This is a genomic window from Pseudarthrobacter sp. NCCP-2145, from assembly GCF_023708005.1.
In the GTDB taxonomy this organism is placed as follows: Bacteria; Actinomycetota; Actinomycetes; order Actinomycetales; family Micrococcaceae; genus Arthrobacter; species Arthrobacter oxydans.
The window spans coordinates 1-17755 of record NZ_BRCG01000020.1 but is presented as its reverse complement, the minus strand read 5'-3'; the positions used below and the strand labels follow the sequence as shown (position 1 = coordinate 17755).

At 67.0% G+C, this 17755-nt stretch carries 16 protein-coding genes; 5 read left to right on the top strand and 11 right to left on the bottom strand.

Features of this window, described 5'->3' with window-relative positions:
• Nucleotides 1–31: 31 nt before the first annotated feature.
• Nucleotides 32–1930, bottom strand: coding sequence for an AMP-binding protein (locus NFU08_RS16185; RefSeq protein ID WP_251424698.1), 1899 nt, complete (start codon nt 1928–1930; stop codon nt 32–34).
• A 174-nt stretch (nt 1931–2104) separates the two neighbouring features.
• Between NFU08_RS16185 and NFU08_RS16180 the strand changes: the two genes are divergently transcribed.
• From NFU08_RS16180 to NFU08_RS16165, 4 genes are read left to right on the top strand one after another with little or no spacing between them, the layout of a single operon-like run.
• On the top strand, nt 2105–2764 hold the full coding sequence (locus NFU08_RS16180) for a GntR family transcriptional regulator (protein ID WP_174176919.1): 660 nt from the start codon (nt 2105–2107) through the stop codon (nt 2762–2764).
• Nucleotides 2757–4277 carry an MmgE/PrpD family protein gene (locus NFU08_RS16175; protein WP_174176917.1) on the top strand — a complete coding sequence of 507 codons (1521 nt, stop codon included), beginning with the start codon at nt 2757–2759 and terminating at the stop codon, nt 4275–4277. The genes NFU08_RS16180 and NFU08_RS16175 overlap by 8 nt, the downstream gene beginning before the upstream one ends.
• Entirely contained in the window at nt 4277–5182 is a 906-nt protein-coding gene (gene prpB, locus NFU08_RS16170) for a methylisocitrate lyase (RefSeq protein WP_174176915.1), read from the top strand. The genes NFU08_RS16175 and prpB overlap by 1 nt, the downstream gene beginning before the upstream one ends.
• A 59-nt stretch (nt 5183–5241) precedes the next feature.
• The gene (locus tag NFU08_RS16165; protein WP_174176913.1) at nt 5242–6393 is read left to right on the top strand and encodes a bifunctional 2-methylcitrate synthase/citrate synthase; all 1152 of its coding nucleotides are present in this window, start codon (nt 5242–5244) and stop codon (nt 6391–6393) included.
• Nucleotides 6394–6483: 90 nt separating this feature from the next.
• Here the strand turns inward: NFU08_RS16165 and NFU08_RS16160 are convergent, their stop codons facing one another.
• The 10 genes from NFU08_RS16160 to NFU08_RS16115 form a co-directional block, all read right to left on the bottom strand.
• Complete coding sequence (locus tag NFU08_RS16160; RefSeq protein WP_174176911.1) at nt 6484–6963, bottom strand: 8-oxo-dGTP diphosphatase; 480 nt, start codon at nt 6961–6963, stop codon at nt 6484–6486.
• Between the two features lie 2 nt (nt 6964–6965).
• Nucleotides 6966–8000, bottom strand: a complete 1035-nt coding sequence (gene xerD, locus NFU08_RS16155; RefSeq protein WP_251424659.1) for a site-specific tyrosine recombinase XerD — start codon at nt 7998–8000, stop codon at nt 6966–6968.
• Entirely contained in the window at nt 8000–8662 is a 663-nt protein-coding gene (locus tag NFU08_RS16150; protein ID WP_251424657.1) for an NUDIX hydrolase, read from the bottom strand. Before NFU08_RS16150 ends, xerD begins: the two co-directional genes overlap by 1 nt.
• A 23-nt stretch (nt 8663–8685) precedes the next feature.
• Complete coding sequence (locus tag NFU08_RS16145) at nt 8686–10455, bottom strand: CTP synthase (RefSeq protein ID WP_217432310.1); 1770 nt, start codon at nt 10453–10455, stop codon at nt 8686–8688.
• A gap of 113 nt (nt 10456–10568) precedes the next feature.
• Nucleotides 10569–12308 carry a DNA repair protein RecN gene (gene recN, locus NFU08_RS16140; RefSeq protein WP_251424655.1) on the bottom strand — a complete coding sequence of 580 codons (1740 nt, stop codon included), beginning with the start codon at nt 12306–12308 and terminating at the stop codon, nt 10569–10571.
• 4 nt (nt 12309–12312) lie between these two features.
• Nucleotides 12313–13338: an NAD kinase gene (locus tag NFU08_RS16135; protein WP_174176901.1), complete on the bottom strand. Its 1026-nt coding sequence runs from the start codon at nt 13336–13338 to the stop codon at nt 12313–12315.
• Between the two features lie 13 nt (nt 13339–13351).
• Nucleotides 13352–14167 (bottom strand): TlyA family RNA methyltransferase, encoded by an 816-nt coding sequence (locus NFU08_RS16130; RefSeq protein WP_174176899.1) that lies wholly within the window; start codon nt 14165–14167, stop codon nt 13352–13354.
• Complete coding sequence (locus tag NFU08_RS16125; protein ID WP_174176897.1) at nt 14167–14418, bottom strand: hypothetical protein; 252 nt, start codon at nt 14416–14418, stop codon at nt 14167–14169. Before NFU08_RS16125 ends, NFU08_RS16130 begins: the two co-directional genes overlap by 1 nt.
• A 9-nt stretch (nt 14419–14427) precedes the next feature.
• Nucleotides 14428–15417, bottom strand: coding sequence for an HAD-IIA family hydrolase (locus tag NFU08_RS16120; protein ID WP_188732282.1), 990 nt, complete (start codon nt 15415–15417; stop codon nt 14428–14430).
• A gap of 3 nt (nt 15418–15420) precedes the next feature.
• On the bottom strand, nt 15421–16317 hold the full coding sequence (locus NFU08_RS16115; RefSeq protein ID WP_251424653.1) for a hypothetical protein: 897 nt from the start codon (nt 16315–16317) through the stop codon (nt 15421–15423).
• 6 nt (nt 16318–16323) lie between these two features.
• On the opposite strand from NFU08_RS16115, the gene NFU08_RS16110 reads away from it, so the two are divergent.
• Nucleotides 16324–17184, top strand: a complete 861-nt coding sequence (locus NFU08_RS16110; RefSeq protein WP_251424652.1) for a hypothetical protein — start codon at nt 16324–16326, stop codon at nt 17182–17184.
• Nucleotides 17185–17755 lie beyond the last annotated feature (571 nt).

Genomic DNA, 17755 nt, shown 5'->3' with positions numbered 1-17755 from the left:
CGCTGACTCGGGCCACTGGCTCCGTCCGCTGCTAGTCTCCGCTCCCGCCGGGACGGAGGCTCCCGATCAGCTGGTCAATCACCCCGGCGTCTTCGATCGTGGACGGCACCGTGTACTCCTCGCCGTCGGCAATCTGGCGCATCGTCTTGCGGAGGATCTTCCCGGACCGGGTCTTGGGCAGGGCATCAACAACCGTCACGTGCTTGAAGTCCGCAACAGCGCCGATGTCCCGGCGGACCATCGCCACCAGGTCCTTTGCCAGGACGTCCTCGGACACCTCCACCCCGGACTTGAGCACAACGTAGCCGCTGGGGCGCTGGCCCTTCAGCGGATCAGCCAGGCCGATCACCGCGCATTCGGCAACGGCCGGATGCTGTCCGATCACCTGCTCCATGGCGCCGGTGGACAGCCGGTGCCCCGCGACATTGATGATGTCGTCCGTCCGCCCCATCACGAACACGTAGCCGTCCGCGTCCCGGTAGCCGGAATCCCCGGTGGCGTAGAACCCCTCGAAAGCCTGCAGGTAGGAGGAGATGTACCGTTCGTCGTTGCCCCAGAGCGTGGCCAGGGTCCCGGGCGGCAGTGGAAGCCCGAGCACGATGTTGCCTTCCGTGCCGGGTGCCACTTCCACGCCAAGGTCGTCCACGATGCTGAGCCTGAATCCCGGCATAGGGACGCTGGGCGAACCTGCCTTGATGGGCAGTTCTTCCAAGCCGCGGGGATTGGCGCAGATGGCCCAGCCCGTCTCTGTCTGCCACCAGTGGTCCACCACAGGAACGCCAACCGACCGGGAGGCCCAGTGGAAGGTGTCCGTGTCCAGCCGCTCCCCCGCCGTGAAGAGCGTGCGCAGGCTGGACATGTCATAGTCCCGCAGCAGGGCCGCCTCGGGGTCGGCCTTCCGGATGGCCCGCAGCGCCGTGGGGGCGGTGAACAGGACGTTGACTCCGTGCTCCCGGATCACGCGCCAAAACGCCCCGGCATCAGGCGTTCCAACCGGTTTGCCCTCGTAGAGGACCGTGGTGGCACCGGCAAGCAGCGGGCCGTAGACGATGTAGGAGTGCCCTACCACCCAGCCGACATCGGACGCGGTCCACATGACGTCCCCCGGACCAGCGCCGTAGATGTTTTCCATGGTCCAGGTGAGAGCGACGGCGTGGCCCCCGTTGTCCCGCACCACGCCTTTGGGCGTCCCGGTGGTGCCTGAGGTGTAGAGGATGTACAGCGGATCGGTGGCCGCGACGTCCACGGGTGCGGCAGGTTCCGCAGCGGCCATTTCCGAGTCCCAGTCCTGCCAGCCATGGTCCGCCGCTGTGGCTGCGAAGCCCTCCCGGGCCCGGACGATGACGGGGAGGTCCGGCACTCCCGCCAGGTGGAGGGCTTCCTCGACGGCGGGGAGGTATTCAATGCGGCGGGTGGGCTCGATTCCCCCGGAGGCGGTGACCACTACGGCGGCGGCGGCGTCGCGGATGCGCGCCGCGAGTTCTTTCGGGGCAAACCCTCCGAAGACCACTGAGTGGACGGCTCCGAGGCGCGCTGTTGCCAGCATGGCGATGGCTGCCTCGGGAATCATCGGCATGTAGATCACGACGCGGTCCCCCTTGCCCACCCCGCGGCGGCGGAGGGCACCGGCAAAGCGTGCCACCAGCCCGGTGAGTTCCGCATAGCTGAAGCGCCGGCGGGTGCCGAGCATGGCCGAATCGTAGATGAGTGCGTCCTGGTCACCCCGGCCGGCCTCCACGTGGCGGTCCAGGGCGTTGTAGGAGGTGTTGAGGACCCCGTCCGGAAACCAGGTGTAGAGCGGGGCCCGGCTTGCGTCCAGCGCGTGCCGGGGCGGCGCCGACCAGGAAACCTTTGCGGCTGCATTGAGCCAAAACTCCCCGGGATTACCAAGGCTTTCTTCGTACGTTTGCCGATAGCTGCTGGTGACCATGAAAGTGCTTCCCATCCACGACGTTGTGTAGACGCCATGTTAGCCGGGAGCCCGACGGCGAACAAGGGTTTTTGTATACATGAATGTGGCTATTCCACGTTTTAGCTGCCGTTCATTGGCAAATTGGAGCCCCATGTATACACTGGGAGGAGTCCAAGACCGAAGGAGGCAACGATGCGCGCCAGTGACCGGGCCTACGCCGCCCTCCGCGAAGACATCACCGAGTGGCGCCTCCTGCCGGGCACGGTGCTTGCTGAGGTGGAACAGTCCGAACGGCTTGGTGTCTCGCGCACTCCACTGCGGGAGGCGCTGAGCCGGCTCACCGCCGAAGGGCTGACGACGACGGCCGGCAGCCGCGGCGTCGTCGTCACCGACGTTTCGCTCGATGACATCGACGAACTCTTCGAGCTCCGCGAAACCCTCGAAAGCAAAGCCGCGGCGCTGGCAGCCGAACGCGGTGATCCCGGTGTTTTCCTCCAGCTCCACAAGGAGCTCCTCGAAGCCCCCGCCCTCATTGACGGCAGCGACCCCGGCAGGCATGCCTACTACGATCTGGCCGGACGCCTCGACGCCGCCATCGATGCCGCCGTCTCCAACTCCTACCTGGCGCAGGCCATGCGCGGCCTGCGGGTGCACCTGGTGCGCGTACGCCGCCTGGCAGCCGACGATGCGCAGCGGCTCACGGCCGCAGCAGCAGAGCACGCAGCCATCGCCGAAGCGATCGCCGCCCGCAACCCCCGGCTGGCCGAAGCCGCCACCATCCTCCACCTGCACCGAAGCCTTACGCACGTCAAGAACACGCATACACCCCACCACAAGGAGCACCATGGTTAAGGAACACCACGTCCGGGTTTACAGGAGCGAGGAAAACCTGCCCCGCGAGGAACAGCTCGCCTACAAGATCGCCAAGGTTGCCACCGACCCCGTCGCGGTAACGCCCGAGGTGGCCGACATGGTGGTCAACCGTGTCATCGACAACGCCTCGGTGGCCATCGCCTCCCTGAACCGCGGGCCGATTGTGGCTGCCCGCGCCCAGGCCCTGGCGCACGGCCCCAGCACCGGTGGCCAGGGCGCCAAGGTTTTCGGCATCGGCGAGCGCGTGTCACCGGAATGGGCGGCGTGGGCCAACGGGGTTGCCGTGCGGGAACTGGATTACCACGACACGTTCCTGGCCGCCGACTACTCGCATCCGGGCGACAACATCCCGCCCATCCTTGCCGTTGCCCAGCACACCGGTGCCAGCGGACAGGACCTCATCCGCGGCATCACCACCGGGTACGAAATCCAGGTGAACCTGGTCAAGGCAATCTGCCTGCACAAGCACAAGATCGACCACGTGGCGCACCTTGGCCCGTCGGCAGCCGCAGGCATCGGCACACTCCTGGGTCTCGACGTCGAGACCATTTTCCAGTCCGTCGGCCAGGCCCTGCACACCACCACGGCAACCAGGCAGTCCCGCAAGGGCGAGATCTCCACCTGGAAGGCGCACGCCCCGGCGTTCGCCGGAAAGATGGCCGTCGAGGCCGCAGACCGGGCCATGCGCGGACAGACCTCTCCGGTGCCCATCTACGAAGGTGAAGACGGCGTCATCGCCTGGATGCTGGACGGCCCGGATGCCTCCTACATGGTGCCGCTGCCGGAGGCCGGGGAAGCAAAGCGCGCCATCCTGGACACCTACACCAAGGAACACTCCGCCGAGTACCAGGCGCAGGCCTGGATTGACCTGGCCCGGAAACTGAACCGTGAACATCCCGAAGCCACGGACCCGGCCAACGTGAAGTCCGTCCTGATCAGGACGAGCCACCACACGCACTACGTCATCGGCTCCGGCGCCAACGATCCGCAGAAGTACGATCCCAAGGCCAGCCGGGAGACGCTGGACCACTCCATCCCCTACATCTTCACGGTGGCCCTGCAGGATGGCGCCTGGCACCACGTGGACTCCTACTCCCCCGAACGTGCCGGACGGCCGGACACGGTGGACCTGTGGCAGAAGGTCAGCACCGAGGAAGACCCTGAGTGGACCCGCCGCTACCACTCCCTCAACATTGCAGAGAAGGCCTTCGGCGGTTCCGTTGAGATCACCCTGACGGACGGATCGGTCATCAAGGACGACATTGCCGTGGCTGATGCCCACCCGCTGGGCGCCAGGCCGTTCGGACGGGACCAGTACGTCAACAAGTTCCGCACCCTCGCCGCGGGGCTGGTGGAGGAAGCCGAGATTGAACGGTTCCTGGCCGCCGCCGAGCGGCTGCCGGAACTTTCCGCCGGTGAGCTGGACCAGCTGAACATCACCGCTGCCCCCGGCGTTATCGACTTCGCCGCCGCACCCAAGGGACTGTTCTGATGCTGTATTCCAGGACCACGCCGGAGCAGAAGCGGATCCGGTTCCGGGAGCTCCTGGCCTCCGGAACCATCCAGCAGTTCCCCGGCGCGTTCAACCCCCTTTCCGCCCGGCTGATCGAGGAGAAGGGCTTCGCCGGGGTTTATATCTCCGGTGCAGTGCTGGCCAACGACCTCGGCCTGCCGGACATCGGACTGACCACCCTCACCGAAGTGGCCACCCGCGCAGGACAGATCGCCCGCATGACGGACCTGCCCGCCATCGTGGATGCGGACACCGGCTTCGGCGAACCAATGAACGTTGCCCGCACCGTGCAGGAACTCGAGAACGCCGGCCTCGCCGGACTGCACATCGAAGACCAGTTCAACCCCAAGCGCTGCGGCCACCTCGACGGCAAGAACGTCGTGGACCTGGACACCGCCACCAAACGCATCCGCGCTGCTGCGGACGCCCGCCGCGACCCCAACTTCCTGATCATGGCCCGCACCGACATCCGCGCCACGGATGGACTGGCGGCGGCACAGGACCGGGCAAAAGCACTCGTGGACGCCGGCGCAGACGCTGTTTTCCCGGAAGCCATGGCCACCCTGGACGAGTTCCAGGCCATCCGCGATGCCGTGGACGTGCCCATCCTGGCCAACATGACGGAGTTTGGAAAGAGCGACCTCTTCACGGTGGACCAGCTGGCAGCTGTGGGCGTGAACATGGTGATTTATCCGGTCACCCTGCTCCGTAGTGCCATGGGCGCTGCTGAGCGTACGCTGGACTCGATCAAGGCTGAGGGAACGCAGGAGGCACAGGTCGGCAGCATGCTGACCCGGGCGCGGCTGTACGACCTCGTGGACTACGAGGCCTACAACCGTTTTGACACCGGGGTCTTCAATTTCCAGGTCCCCGGAAAGCACTAAAGGACCACCGCCGGCCGCGGCCGGCATCCGAAAGGCGACAGGAACAAGGGAGTTTCAGCATGGCTGAACAGGACATCAAAAAAGGTCTCGCCGGCGTCGTAGTGGACTACACGTCCGTCTCGAAGGTCAACCCGGACACCAACTCGCTGCTGTACCGTGGCTACCCGGTCCAGGAGCTCGCGGCGCGGTGCAGCTTTGAGGAAGTCGCGTACCTGCTCTGGAACGGGGAGCTGCCCACCGCGGACCAGCTGGCCGAATTCACAGCGCGGGAGCGGGCCGGGCGGGCTTTGGACCCAGTGGTCAAGCAGGTAGTCGATGCCCTGCCCACCAGCGCCCACCCCATGGATGTCTGCCGGACGGCAGCCTCTGTGATGGGTGCCAGGCATCCGCTGACCGGTGATTCGTCGCGGGAAGCCAACATGGCAAAGGCCGTGGACCTGTTCGCAGCGATGCCGGCCGTGGTGGCCTACGACCAGCGCCGGCGGCACGCGGCGGGACGCCCCGTTGAACCGGTAGCGCCCCGGGACGACCTGGGCTACTCGGCCAACTTCCTGTGGATGGCCTTCGGTGAGGAACAGGTGCCGGAAGTGGTGGAGGCCTTCAACGTTTCCATGATCCTTTACGCCGAACACAGCTTTAACGCCTCGACCTTCACGGCACGGGTCATCACCTCCACGCTCTCGGACCTGCATTCAGCGGTCACGGGCGCCATCGGGGCCCTGAAAGGCCCGCTGCATGGCGGCGCGAACGAGGCCGTCATGCACACCTTCGATGAGATCGGCATCCGGCCGGAGGAATCGCTGGAAGAAGCGGCAGCGCGCGCCAAAGCCTGGATGGAGGACGCCCTGGCCCACAAGAAGAAGGTGATGGGGTTCGGACACCGGGTGTACAAGCACGGCGATTCCCGGGTGCCCACCATGAAGGCGGCCCTGGACAAGATGATCGCGCACTACGGCCGGCCTGAACTCCTGGGCCTGTACCAGGGCCTCGAGACTGCCATGGACGAGGCCAAGGCCATCAAGCCCAACCTCGACTATCCGGCGGGGCCCACCTACCACCTCATGGGCTTTGACACCGAGACGTTCACTCCCCTGTTCGTCGCCAGCCGGATCACGGGCTGGACGGCGCACATCATGGAGCAGCTGGACTCCAACTCGCTGATCCGTCCGCTGAGCGAATACGTCGGCCCGGAGGAGCGGCACCTGTCCTAAGGCTGGTGCGGGGCAGGGCGCCCCAGCCGGAAGGCGCGACGGCGGCCAGGTCACCTTGCGGGCCCGGCCGCCGTCGTTTTCCCGAAGTTTTCAGAAGAGGAGGCTCTCGGAGGAGGCAACGGCCTCATTGTCGTAGTCCATGGTCACAACGATGTTGACCTTCCCGCCTTCCAGCACCACCGGCAGCCAGTGGTCGGCATCCTGCCACATCCGCTCAACGGGCAGGGCTGCGGTCTCAAACCAGGCCGGGGCGATCTCAAGGCTTTCGGTGGGCTCGCCGTCCCAGCGCACCGCTGTGAACAGCCTCGTGCGCATGTCCCATTCCGGCTTGGCAGGGAACACGAACCGGATGACCCCGGCGTCCCGAAGGTCCTCGTGGCGGAGCCCGACGTCCGCTTCCTCCCGCACCTCGCGGATCGCTGCCTCCGCGTCGCTCTCGCCCGGTTCCACGTGGCCGCCGATGCCCACGATCTTTCCGCGCCCAAACCCTGTCTTCTTCAGCCCCAGCAGCACCTGGGATACGCCGTCAACCTCGCGGAGCAGGAAGCACAGGGAAACCGCAGCAGCCATGCTCAGCCCAGCGCCCGGGGATGCGCGGCGGCGTAGATCTCCCGCAGGGTTTCGGCAGTGACCAGGGTGTACACCTGCGTGGTGGTCACCGAGGCGTGGCCCAGCAGCTCCTGGACCACGCGGACGTCCGCGCCGCCTTCGAGCAGGTGGGTGGCAAAGGAGTGCCGGAGGGTGTGGGGGGAAACGTCCTTGGTGATGTTCGCCTTTTCGGCCGCCGCCTTCAGGATGGTCCAGGCGCTCTGCCGGCTGATCCGGCCGCCGCGGGCGTTCAGGAACAGCGCCGGGGTGCCTTTTCCCTTGGCTGCCAGCAGCGGACGGCCCCGCACCAGGTATGCTTCCAGGGCCCTGGCACCGTAGGAGCCGAGGGGCACGAGCCGCTCCTTGGAACCCTTGCCGAAGAGCCGCACGATGGCCGGGCCGGACGCCTCAGCATCCAGCGAGATGTCGTCAACGTCCAGGCCTACGGCCTCGCTGATCCTTGCTCCGGTGGAGTACAGGAACTCAAGGAGGGCGCGGTCGCGCAGCCCTGTTGCTGTGTCCGTTCCCGCCGCTTCGAGGATCCGTGTGACTTCATCCACGCTGATGGCTTTCGGCAGCCGCTTCCCGGGCATGGGCGGGTGGACTTCGCTGGCGGGGTCCGTGGGCGTGAAGCCTTCCAAAGCCCAGAACTTGTGGAGTCCGCGGACGGCCACCACGGTCCGGGCGGCGGACCTGACGCCCAGGGTGGAACCGCCGTCGGACCCGTCAGCCAGTGCCCGGACGTATCCCGTGACGTGGTGGCGGGTGATGTCCTCCGGGCGCGCGCAGCCCGCCGCCGAGAGGTAGCGGGCATAGCGGGTGAGGTCCCGCCGGTAGGCGGAGAGGGTGTTGGCCGCCAGGCCGCGCTCCACTCCCATGTGCTGCAGGTAGTCGGTGATGCCGCGGTCGATGGCCGTGGGCGGGGCGGGCGGGGCGGCATCCCTGGCCGGCTCTGCACGGGCTGCCTCGGCGGGGACCGGGTCTGCGGAGGCCAGTTCGGTGGAGGGAGGCGGAACCATCAGCGCTGGCTGGGGTGCGCCGGCCAGGGTGCATCGGCCGGCCGAAGCCCCTGGTACCCTCCGGCGCGTGCGGCAGCGGCGGCCAGGATTCCGACGACGGCGGACGGGTTGTGGAGCCGGCCGGCCAGGACGGAGTCCACGGCGTCGTCCAGGCTGATCCAGTGGAACTCGATCTCGGCTTCCTCATCCGTCCGCTCGTGGCGTTCGTGATGGGGTATGTCTGCCAGGTCCCGGGCCAGGTAGATCCTGATGGCCTCGCTGGAGGAGCCCGGGGAATTGAAGAAATCCGCCAGGACGTTCCAGGTACCCGCGGCGAGGTCCGCTTCCTCGGCCATTTCCCGGGCGGCCCCCACCACGAAGTCCTCACCCTCAACGTCCAGCAGGCCGGCGGGGATCTCCCAAAGATCCATGCCCACCGGATGGCGGTACTGCCTGAGGAGGAGGATCTCCCCGGCGGCGTTCATGGGCAGGACGGCCACCGCGCCGGGGTGGTCGATGTAGTCGCGGGTAAGTGCTTCTCCGGTTTCCTGCAGCTGGAAGCTGTCGCTGACCACGTCCCAGATCCGGCCTTTGTAGACCTTCTCGGTAGACAAAAGACGGCGCGGGCTCGGTTCATCCGAAACCTGCTTCGCAGCAGGGGTGGCTTCAGGTGTACCGGGCATCGCGCCGTCCTTTTCTGTTGGAACTACTTAGCGGCTACCGTACCGGACTGCAGGGCGTCGGCAGCGCCGGCATCCGCGGTGGCAGCCGTGTCGGGGCCCCCCTGGTGCTTCAGGGCTGCCTTGACCAGGCCGGCGAACAGCGGGTGCGGCCGGGTGGGGCGTGAGCTCAGCTCGGGGTGAGCCTGGGTGGCCACGTAGTACGGGTGGACGTCCGCAGGCAGTTCGACGAATTCAACGAGCTTGCCGTCCGGGGACGTGCCGGAGAACACCAGGCCTTCGGCTGCGATCTGGTCGCGGTACTTGTTGTTGACCTCGTAGCGGTGGCGGTGGCGTTCGCTGACGGTGGTCTTGCCGTACGTCTCAGCGATGACGGATCCGGGGTCGAGCTTTGCTTCGTAGAGGCCCAGGCGCATGGTGCCGCCGAGGTCGCCGCGGCCTTCGACGAACTCCAGCTGCTCTTCCATGGTGGCAATGACCGGGTACTTGGAGTCGGGCTCGAATTCGCTGGACGAGGCACCTTCGAGCCCCACCACGTTGCGGGCGTATTCGATGACCATGCACTGCAGGCCCAGGCAGAGTCCCAGGACCGGCAGCTTGGTTTCGCGGGCGAACTTCAGGGCGCCGAGCTTGCCTTCAAGTCCGCGGATGCCGAAGCCGCCCGGAACGCAGATGGCGTCGACGCCGTCGAGCGCCTTGACGGCGCCCTCGCGGGTTTCGCACTCGTCCGAGGGAACCCAGCGGATCTTGACCTTGGTGTCGTTGGCAAAGCCGCCGGCACGCAGGGCCTCGGTCACCGACAGGTAGGCGTCGGGAAGGTCGATGTACTTGCCCACCAGCGCGATCTCGACCTCGTGCTTGGGGTTGTGCACGGCCTCGAGGAGCTTGTCCCAGCTTGTCCAGTCCACGTCCTTGAAGGGCAGGTCCAGGGCACGCACGATGTAGGAGTCCAGGCCCTGCGTGTGGAGGGTCTTGGGGATGTCGTAGATGCTGGGGGCATCGGCGGCGTTCACCACGGCATCGATATCGACGTCGCACATCCGGCCGATCTTTTCCCGCATGGCTTCGGGCACTTCGCGGTCCGAGCGGATAACGATCGCCTCAGGCTGGATACCGATGGACCGCAGGGCTGCCACGGAGTGCTGGGTTGGCTTGGTCTTCAGCTCCTGGGACGGCCCGATGTAGGGGACCAGGGAGACGTGGAGGAAGAACACGTTAGTGCGGCCGATGTCCTGGCGCACCTGGCGGGCCGATTCGAGGAACGGCTGGGATTCGATGTCGCCCACGGTGCCGCCAATTTCGGTGATGATAACGTCCGGGGCATTCTTGCCCTCGGCCGGCAGGCGCATGCGGCGCTTGATCTCATCGGTGATGTGCGGGATGACCTGGACGGTGTCGCCGAGGTACTCGCCGCGGCGTTCCTTCGCGATGACAGTTGAGTACACCTGCCCCGTGGTCACATTCGCTGAACCTTCCAGGTTTTCGTCCAGGAAGCGCTCGTAGTGTCCGATATCCAGGTCCGTCTCGGCGCCGTCGTCGGTGACGAAGACCTCGCCGTGCTGGAAGGGGTTCATGGTGCCCGGATCCACGTTCAGGTACGGATCGAGCTTCTGCATGGTCACAGACAGGCCGCGTGCGCGCAGGAGGTGACCAAGGCTGGATGCCGTCAGTCCCTTACCGAGCGAGGACGCCACACCACCGGTTACGAAGATGTGTTTGGTCGTCTTGGATGAGCCCGGGAACCGGGAATTTACACGGGAATTTGATCGCTGCACCACGGAATTCGAGCCTATCATCATTTGAGCCTTCCACGGATCGCCGGCACTCTTCCCCAAACGTCCAAGTTTGCCCCTGTGCCGGCCGCCGATCAAGGGGCGGCCCGCCCGCGGAGCCCCGGCCGAACCCGCCCTCAGGCCCCCTGGGGCAGGAGTTTTGCGTCGTCCAGCAGTTCCTGGGCGTGCGCCTGCGCCGACTCCGAATCCTCCTGGCCGGCCAGCATGCGGGCCAGTTCGCGGACCCTTTTGGGGCCGTCGAGGAGGCGGACATCACTGGATGTGAACCCGGTGGCGGTTCCGCCGTCGGCTCCCCGGACGGAAGTCTTGGTGACGGTGATGTGCTGGTCCGCGAAAGCGGCCACCTGCGGCAGGTGGGTGACTACCAGCACCTGGACGTGGCGGGCCAGCATGGCGAGCCTGCGGCCGATTTCGACGGCGGCGCGGCCGCCCACGCCGGCGTCCACCTCGTCGAAGACGAACGTCGGGACCGGGTCCACGGCTGCCAGCACCACTTCGATGGCGAGCATGACGCGGGACAGTTCACCGCCGGAGGCGCCCTTGCCGAGGGGCCGGGCGGGGGCCCCGGAGTGCGGCTGCAGCAGGAAGCTGATCTCGTCCGCGCCGTGCGGCCCGAGCTGGCCACCGGGCTCGAGGTTGATGACCAGCGTGGCATCAGCCATGGCCAGCGCCTTAAGCTCCGCGCTGACCCGGGCCGAGAGGTCCTTCGCTGCCTTGGCCCTGATCCTGCTGATGGCCGCGGCCAGCTTCTTCAGGTCTGCCTCCGCCTGGACCACTTCGGCGTCCAGCTTTTCGATCCGGGTGGAATCGTCCTGCAGTTCATCGAAGCGCACGCGGGCGTTCTCCGCCCAGACCAACACCTCGTCGATGGTGGGAGCGTATTTGCGGACCAGTTTGGCCAGCACGGCACGGCGGTCCTCGATCTCCGCGAGCCGTTCGGGTCCTTCCGTGTCCAGCCCAGCCTGGTAGCTGGCCAGCTCGGTGGCGATGTCGTTCAGCAGGAAGCCCACCTCGGCCAGCCGCGAGGCGGCGGACCCCAGCTCGGCGTCGTGCTCGGCCACGTGTTCCAGCGTCCGCTTGGCAGCGTCAACGAGGGTGGTGGCGTCCCCCTCTTCACCGAAGTCCTCGGCGATGAGCGCCTGGTGGGCCGTGCTCGCGGCGATGCGAAGCTCCTCGACGTTGGCAAGTTTCACCGCTTCGGCTTTGAGGACTTCGTCCTCCCCCGGCTGCGGATCAACCTCATCGATTTCGGCGAGGGCGCTTTGCAGGGATTCGGCCTCACGCAGCCTGTCACGCGCAGCGCTGCGGAGGCCGTCCAGCTCGGCCTGGCTGGACTTCCAGTGGTTGTAGAGCTCCTGGTAGGCGGCCAGCGGACCGGCCAGTGCTTCACCGGCGAACTTGTCCAGGGCGCCCCGCTGGGCGGCCGCTCCCTTGAGCCGGATCTGGTCCGACTGGCCGTGGACCACCACCAGGGTCTCGCCGATTTCGGCCAGGACACCCACCGGCGCGGCCCTGCCGCCCAGGAAGGCACGGCTGCGGCCGTCGGAGCCAAGGCGACGGGCAAGGATCAGCTCCGCGCCGCCATCGACCTCTTCCGTATCCGCCCCCGCCTCCAATGCCCTGGCAATCGCGGGGTGGCCGGCGTCGAGCTTCAGCACGGCCTCGGCCGTGGCGCTCTTTGCGCCGCTCCTGACGGCTCCGGCATCGGAACGCGCGCCCAGGAGCAGGCCGACGGCGGTGACCACCATGGTCTTGCCGGCGCCGGTCTCGCCGGTCACCACGCTCAGGCCCGGCCCCAGCGGCAGCGTTGCGTCAGTGATGACGCCAAGATCGCGGATTCTCAGTTCTTCAAGCATGGCTTCACTTTGCGGTGGACGGATCGGAGTCAATGTCGGGCTGGCCGGCCGGCGGCACCTGGAGCGGCGGCATGGGCCGCGGTGTCCGGACGACGGGTATGGGGCCGGTGTGGATGGCGTCCGCCTTGGGCACAGGTCCCCGCCAGCCGTGGATCGGAAGCTCGAACTTGCGGACCAGGCGGGCCGAAAACGGCGTCTGGTGGGTGCGGGCGAGCCTCACGGGGGTTGCTGATTTGGTGACTTCCACCCTGGCACCGGGCGGCAGGTCCACGGACCGCCTGCCATCACACCACAGGACGCCCTGGGCATCCGTCCGGCCCAGGACCTCAACAGCCAGCCTGGAACGCGGCGAGACCACCAGCGGTTTGGCGAAGAGTGCGTGGGCGCTGATGGGGACGATGACCAGTGCCTCCACTTCGGGCCACACCACGGGCCCGCCGGCCGAAAAACCATAGGCCGTGGAGCCGGTGGGGGTGGCCAGGACGATGCCGTCGCAGCCAAAGGAGGTGAGGGGACGTTCGTCCACTTCGGTCACGACCTCAAGCATGCGTTCGCGGTTGGCCTTCTCGATGGCCGCTTCGTTCAGCGCCCACGTGTGCCAGATCTTCTGGCCGCGGACCCACACCTGGACGTCAATGGTCATCCGCTCTTCCACCGTGTACTCGCGGCTGGCGATCCACTCGACGGTCTGGGCAAGGTCCGCCCGCTCGCTTTCGGCAAGGAAGCCCACATGGCCAAGGTTGACGCCCAGCAGCGGCACGTCCACCTCCCGGACCAGTTCAGCTGCGCGCAGGATGGTGCCGTCGCCGCCAAGGATCATCACCAGTTCAACATCCGGCAGCTGGACATGGTCGTGGAGGACCTCCACGGGCTGGGCCAGGTGTCCGAAGAACCGTTCCATGTCTGCAAGTTCGGATTCCTGCATGACCGGCACGATGCCCGAGGCGTGCAGGAGGGCGCACGCCTCCCAGGCGGCCTTCAGCGAGTCCTCGCGGCCGGTATGGGCGAGGACCAGTACACGCCTGCTCATCAGGTTCCGCTCTCTAGTGGTTCGGCCAGATTCGTCCGAGCAAGGCAGCAGCCGCTGCCTCCCGCTCTTCGATCTTAGGCAAGTCTTGGCTGATCCTGCGTTTTATCCACAGGAAGTATTCAACGTTTCCGTCCTGGCCCGGCAGCGGACTGACCGCCAGGCCGCAGAGGTCCAGCCCGGCGTCGAGCGCTGCCCTGGCCACTTTCTCCACCGCCAGGCGGCGTTCCCGCTCGGAGGTGACGACCCCTGTCCGTCCCAGCCGGTCCTTGCCGATCTCGAACTGCGGCTTCACCATCAGCACCAGGTCCCCGCCGGGTTCGGTGCACAGTGCCAGCGGCTGGACCACCAGGGTGAGGGAGATGAAGGACAGGTCTGCCACGGTGAGTTCCGCGGCGCCCCCGATGTCCGCGGGCGACATGTACCTGACGTTCAATCCCTCGTGGACGTCCACGCGGGGATCTTCCCGCAGCCGCTGCACCAGCTGGCCGTGCCCGACGTCGACCGCCACCACGTGCGCCGCACCGCGCCGCAGCAGGACGTCGGTGAAGCCGCCGGTGGAGGCACCGGCGTCGAGGCACCTTTTGCCGTCCGGTGTGATGCCGGGAAAAGCGTCAAGCGCGCCGGCAAGTTTATGTCCGGCCCGGCTCACGTAGGTGTCCCGCTCGTCATGTTCGACGTCCAGGGGCCTGTCCTCGTCCACCTGGAGGGACGCCTTGGCCAGGACCTGTCCTGCTGACGTGACTTTGCCTTCGGCAATCAAGGCGGCTGCGTGCGTCCGGGACCTTGCAAGCCCCCGGGCCACCAAAGCCTGGTCGAGGCGTACCGGCATCAGGCGGCACCGTCCGTCGGATCCGCGCTCGTGGGCGCGCTGTTGCCGGGAACGCTGTTCAGCGCGGCCAGCAGTTCGTCGTGGAGTTCGTTGTAGACGTTTTCGTGGTCGGACACCGGGACCTGCGGCAGTGCCTCCAGCCGGGCCAGCGCCTGTGCCACCACGGGGTCCGTCACTCCCGCATCGCTGATGCCGGGCCAGTCCGGGGTTGGCTGGGCTGCTGCGGATTCCGGTTCGGTCAGCTCAGTCATTCCACCAGTCTAGTGATCCAGCCACACCAGCTCGGGAGCCTGCGGGGTGGAGGCGTCTGGCGTCGCCGCCCACCACGCTGCGCACGCGGCGCGCCAGGAGTCCAGGTTGTCCTGGCTGCCAATGATGCCCACCGCACCGTTCGCCACCCGCGCTGTGGCTGTGCCGCAGGCGTACGTGCCGTCGTGGTGCGTCACGTCAGGGTACGGCCGGTGCAGGTCCGCCAGGTTGCTGATGATGTAGTCCGGGCGTTCGGCGGCGCGGGCGGCCAGGATGGTCTGGCGGGTGTCGACGCCGGTCAGTACCGCCACGGTGGCGAAGCCGGCGTTGTTTCCGCCCAGGATGTCGGTGTCCAGCCGGTCCCCCACCACCAGCGGGCGTTCTGCCCCGAGCCGCTTGGCTGCGGAGTGGAAGAGCGGCGCTTCGGGTTTGCCGGCCACGCGGGGTGTCTGCCCTGTTGCGGCTGCCACCGCCGAGACCAGTGTGCCGTTTCCGGGCGCGATGCCGCGGGCCTGCGGTATGGACATGTCCGTGTTGGTGGCCACCCACAAGGCTCCGGCGTTCACCACGTACGTGGCTTCGGCAAGGTCTTTCCATCCGATCTCGGGGTTGAAGCCCTGGACAACCGCCACCGGCCCCTCGTCCTGGCTGTACACGGGGGCAAGCCCGACGAGTTCGATTTCGGCGGCGAGGGCAGGGCTTCCCGTGATGAGCACCCGGGAGCCGGGAGCCAGCAGGGACGCGAGCAGGTCCGCGGCGGCCTGTGAGGAGCTCACCACCTGGTTGTCTTCAGCGGGCGCCCCGAGCTCGCGGAGGTGGGCAGCAACCTGGCCCGGGGAGCGCGACGCGTTGTTGGTCACGTATCCCAGGCCTACGCCGATGCCGGAGAGCTGCTTCAGCGACTCAATGGCACCCGGAATGGCGTGCGGACCGGCGTAAACCACGCCGTCCAGGTCTGCCAGGAGGGCATCGAACAGGGAAATCAGGGGAACGTCGGCCATTCGTCAGTCTTCCCGGCGGTCCTGCTGGTCCTGGTACCCCGCAGCGGACGAATCGTCGTGTTCGTCGGCAGCGCCGCTTTCCGGGGCTTCAGCGGACTCCAGCTCGTCCCGTTCCACCGAATCCTCGTCCGACTCGGCGTCGTCGGAAACGAAGTAGTCAGCTTCCTGGTCGTCGATGCTGGCGTCCTGCGGCTCGGCGGCGTGCAGTTCGGCGGCGTGCAGGTCTGCAGCGGGGGCGGTTGCGGCGCCGGCGCTGGATGCGGTTTTGGGGGCAGCCTCGGATGCCTGTGATGCGCGGTCGAGAAGGCGGCGGCGCTCTGCTTCCTCCTTTGCCTCTTCCTCCTCATCCCAGCCGAGGTCAATGATGTCGGGCTCTTCGTCTACGCCCTGGCCCAGCGCGTTTTCGGCAACCACGGCCTGCTTCCGCCACTTCTCGGCTTCATCGTCGCGGCCCACGCCGGCGAGGGCGTCAGCGTACGCACGGAACAGCCGGGGGCTGTAGGAGAACGCCCGGTTGATGTCCAGCTGCGGGATTTCCAGTTCGGCTACCGCCGCATCCAGCTGCCCCAGGTCGGTCCTGGCACCTGCTGCCACAATGGCGAGTTCTGCTTTACCGGGAGCGTCCAGGTCCTGGGCTTCCTCGGACCTGGCTACGTCAAGGGCGCGGTCAGGGCGCCCCAGTCCACGCTCGCAGTCAGCCATGACCGGAAGGTGGACGTTGGAACCGCTGATACGCCGGTAGGTGCGGAATTCGCGGAGGGCTTCGCCGTAATGGCCAGCTGCGTAAGCGGTCAGGCCCACGGCTTCGCGGACGGCCGCCAGCCTGCCGCCGCGGCGGCTTGCAGCGAGGGCGTGCTGGAAGGCGAGTTCCGGTTCTTCATCGATAAGCCGGCCGGCCATCACAAGGTGGCGGGCGACCCATTCCGCGCTCTTTGCTTCAAGCGTTTTGATCTGGTGCTGGGTGGCGCGGTCGAGTTCCTTGCCCGTAACGTCCTCGTCGATCTGCGGGGACCTCTCCCGGTCCGGACGGTTCGCGCTGCGGAGGTCGCGGACGTTGGGTTCGCGGACGGGACGATCTTCCTGGCGGTCCCGGCCAAAGGTACGGGGACCTGCATCTCCCCGGCTGGGGCCACGATCGAAACTCCGCGGTGCGCGGTCCTGGCGGTCACCGCGGCCGGTACGGTCGCTGCGGTCACCGAACGGCTTCCTGTTCTCTCCCCCGCCGAAACCGCGACGGTCACCTTCACCGTCACGGCGCGGACGGTCACCGAAGGGCTTCTGGTCACGATCGCCATACGGCTTGCGGTCACGGTCGCCGAAGGGCTTCCGCTCACCACCACCGCTGAAGGGCTTGCGATCACGGTCGCCAAATGGCTTGCGCTCACCACCACTGAAACCACGACGATCCCCTTCGCCGTCACGACGCGGACGGTCACCGAAGGGCTTCTGGTCACGGTCACCGAACGGCTTCCGCTCACCACCACCGAAACCGCGACGGTCACCCTCGCCATCGCGACGCGGACGATCACCGAAGGGCTTCTGGTCACGATCGCCATACGGCTTGCGGTCACGGTCACCGAACGGCTTCCGCTCCCCGCCGCCGAAACCGCGACGGTCACCCTCGCCATCGCGACGCGGACGATCACCGAAGGGCTTGCGGTCTCGATCGCCAAACGGCTTTCGCTCGCCTCCACCGGAGGGACGTCCGGAGGACTCGCCGCCGTCGCGGTTGCCACGGGAGCGGAAACCCCTGGGGTCTCCGCCTGAATTGTTGTTGCCGCGGAATCCGCCGCGGTCATTTCCGCCGCGGTTGCCGCCGTTGTGCTCAGCCATGTGGATTCCTCCTGTTATGAGCCGACCACTGGCGCAACTGCAGCCGCTCGTATCCGTGTTTCGTTTCCTACGCAACCCGAAATCAAGCGCTTCGAAGTCCGTACATCTTCATCAATTCTAGAGGAGCCGCCCCGCAGAGCAGCACGGGTGAAGCCCAGCAGGCCGCATCGTGGGAATATTCACACGCTCGCTCACCTGATGTGGGGTTTCCCGGGACGCTCGCTCACCTGATGCGGGGTTTCCCGGGACGCTCGCTCACCTGATGTGGCTCTTCGCGGTTGATGGGGAATTGAGTTCGTGTCGTTGAAGACAAAGGGGCCCGTGGCCCTGTTGGGATGAGTGTGTCTAAGCATTCAACCTGGAACAGGACCACGAGCCTTGTACGAGCCTACCGGGGTCGCAGCCGATGCTGCCACCATCCTCTTCAACCTGCCCGACTACCGTGTCATCTCCACGACCATGTCCGCTGGCCGCCGTCAGGTCATCGTCGAAACTGACGCGCTAC

Excerpts from the sequence above, each read along its gene's own strand:
- NFU08_RS16185 (WP_251424698.1), bottom strand. The coding sequence starts at position 1,930 with ATGGTCACCAGCAGCTATCGGCAAACGTACGAAGAAAGCCTTGGTAAT.
- NFU08_RS16180 (WP_174176919.1), top strand. The coding sequence starts at position 2,105 with ATGCGCGCCAGTGACCGGGCCTACGCCGCCCTCCGCGAAGACATCACC.
- NFU08_RS16175 (WP_174176917.1), top strand. The coding sequence starts at position 2,757 with ATGGTTAAGGAACACCACGTCCGGGTTTACAGGAGCGAGGAAAACCTG.
- prpB (WP_174176915.1), top strand. The coding sequence starts at position 4,277 with ATGCTGTATTCCAGGACCACGCCGGAGCAGAAGCGGATCCGGTTCCGG.
- NFU08_RS16165 (WP_174176913.1), top strand. The coding sequence starts at position 5,242 with ATGGCTGAACAGGACATCAAAAAAGGTCTCGCCGGCGTCGTAGTGGAC.
- NFU08_RS16160 (WP_174176911.1), bottom strand. The coding sequence starts at position 6,963 with ATGGCTGCTGCGGTTTCCCTGTGCTTCCTGCTCCGCGAGGTTGACGGC.
- xerD (WP_251424659.1), bottom strand. The coding sequence starts at position 8,000 with ATGGTTCCGCCTCCCTCCACCGAACTGGCCTCCGCAGACCCGGTCCCC.
- NFU08_RS16150 (WP_251424657.1), bottom strand. The coding sequence starts at position 8,662 with ATGCCCGGTACACCTGAAGCCACCCCTGCTGCGAAGCAGGTTTCGGAT.
- NFU08_RS16145 (WP_217432310.1), bottom strand. The coding sequence starts at position 10,455 with ATGATAGGCTCGAATTCCGTGGTGCAGCGATCAAATTCCCGTGTAAAT.
- recN (WP_251424655.1), bottom strand. The coding sequence starts at position 12,308 with ATGCTTGAAGAACTGAGAATCCGCGATCTTGGCGTCATCACTGACGCA.
- NFU08_RS16135 (WP_174176901.1), bottom strand. The coding sequence starts at position 13,338 with ATGAGCAGGCGTGTACTGGTCCTCGCCCATACCGGCCGCGAGGACTCG.
- NFU08_RS16130 (WP_174176899.1), bottom strand. The coding sequence starts at position 14,167 with ATGCCGGTACGCCTCGACCAGGCTTTGGTGGCCCGGGGGCTTGCAAGG.
- NFU08_RS16125 (WP_174176897.1), bottom strand. The coding sequence starts at position 14,418 with ATGACTGAGCTGACCGAACCGGAATCCGCAGCAGCCCAGCCAACCCCG.
- NFU08_RS16120 (WP_188732282.1), bottom strand. The coding sequence starts at position 15,417 with ATGGCCGACGTTCCCCTGATTTCCCTGTTCGATGCCCTCCTGGCAGAC.
- NFU08_RS16115 (WP_251424653.1), bottom strand. The coding sequence starts at position 16,317 with ATGGCCGGCCGGCTTATCGATGAAGAACCGGAACTCGCCTTCCAGCAC.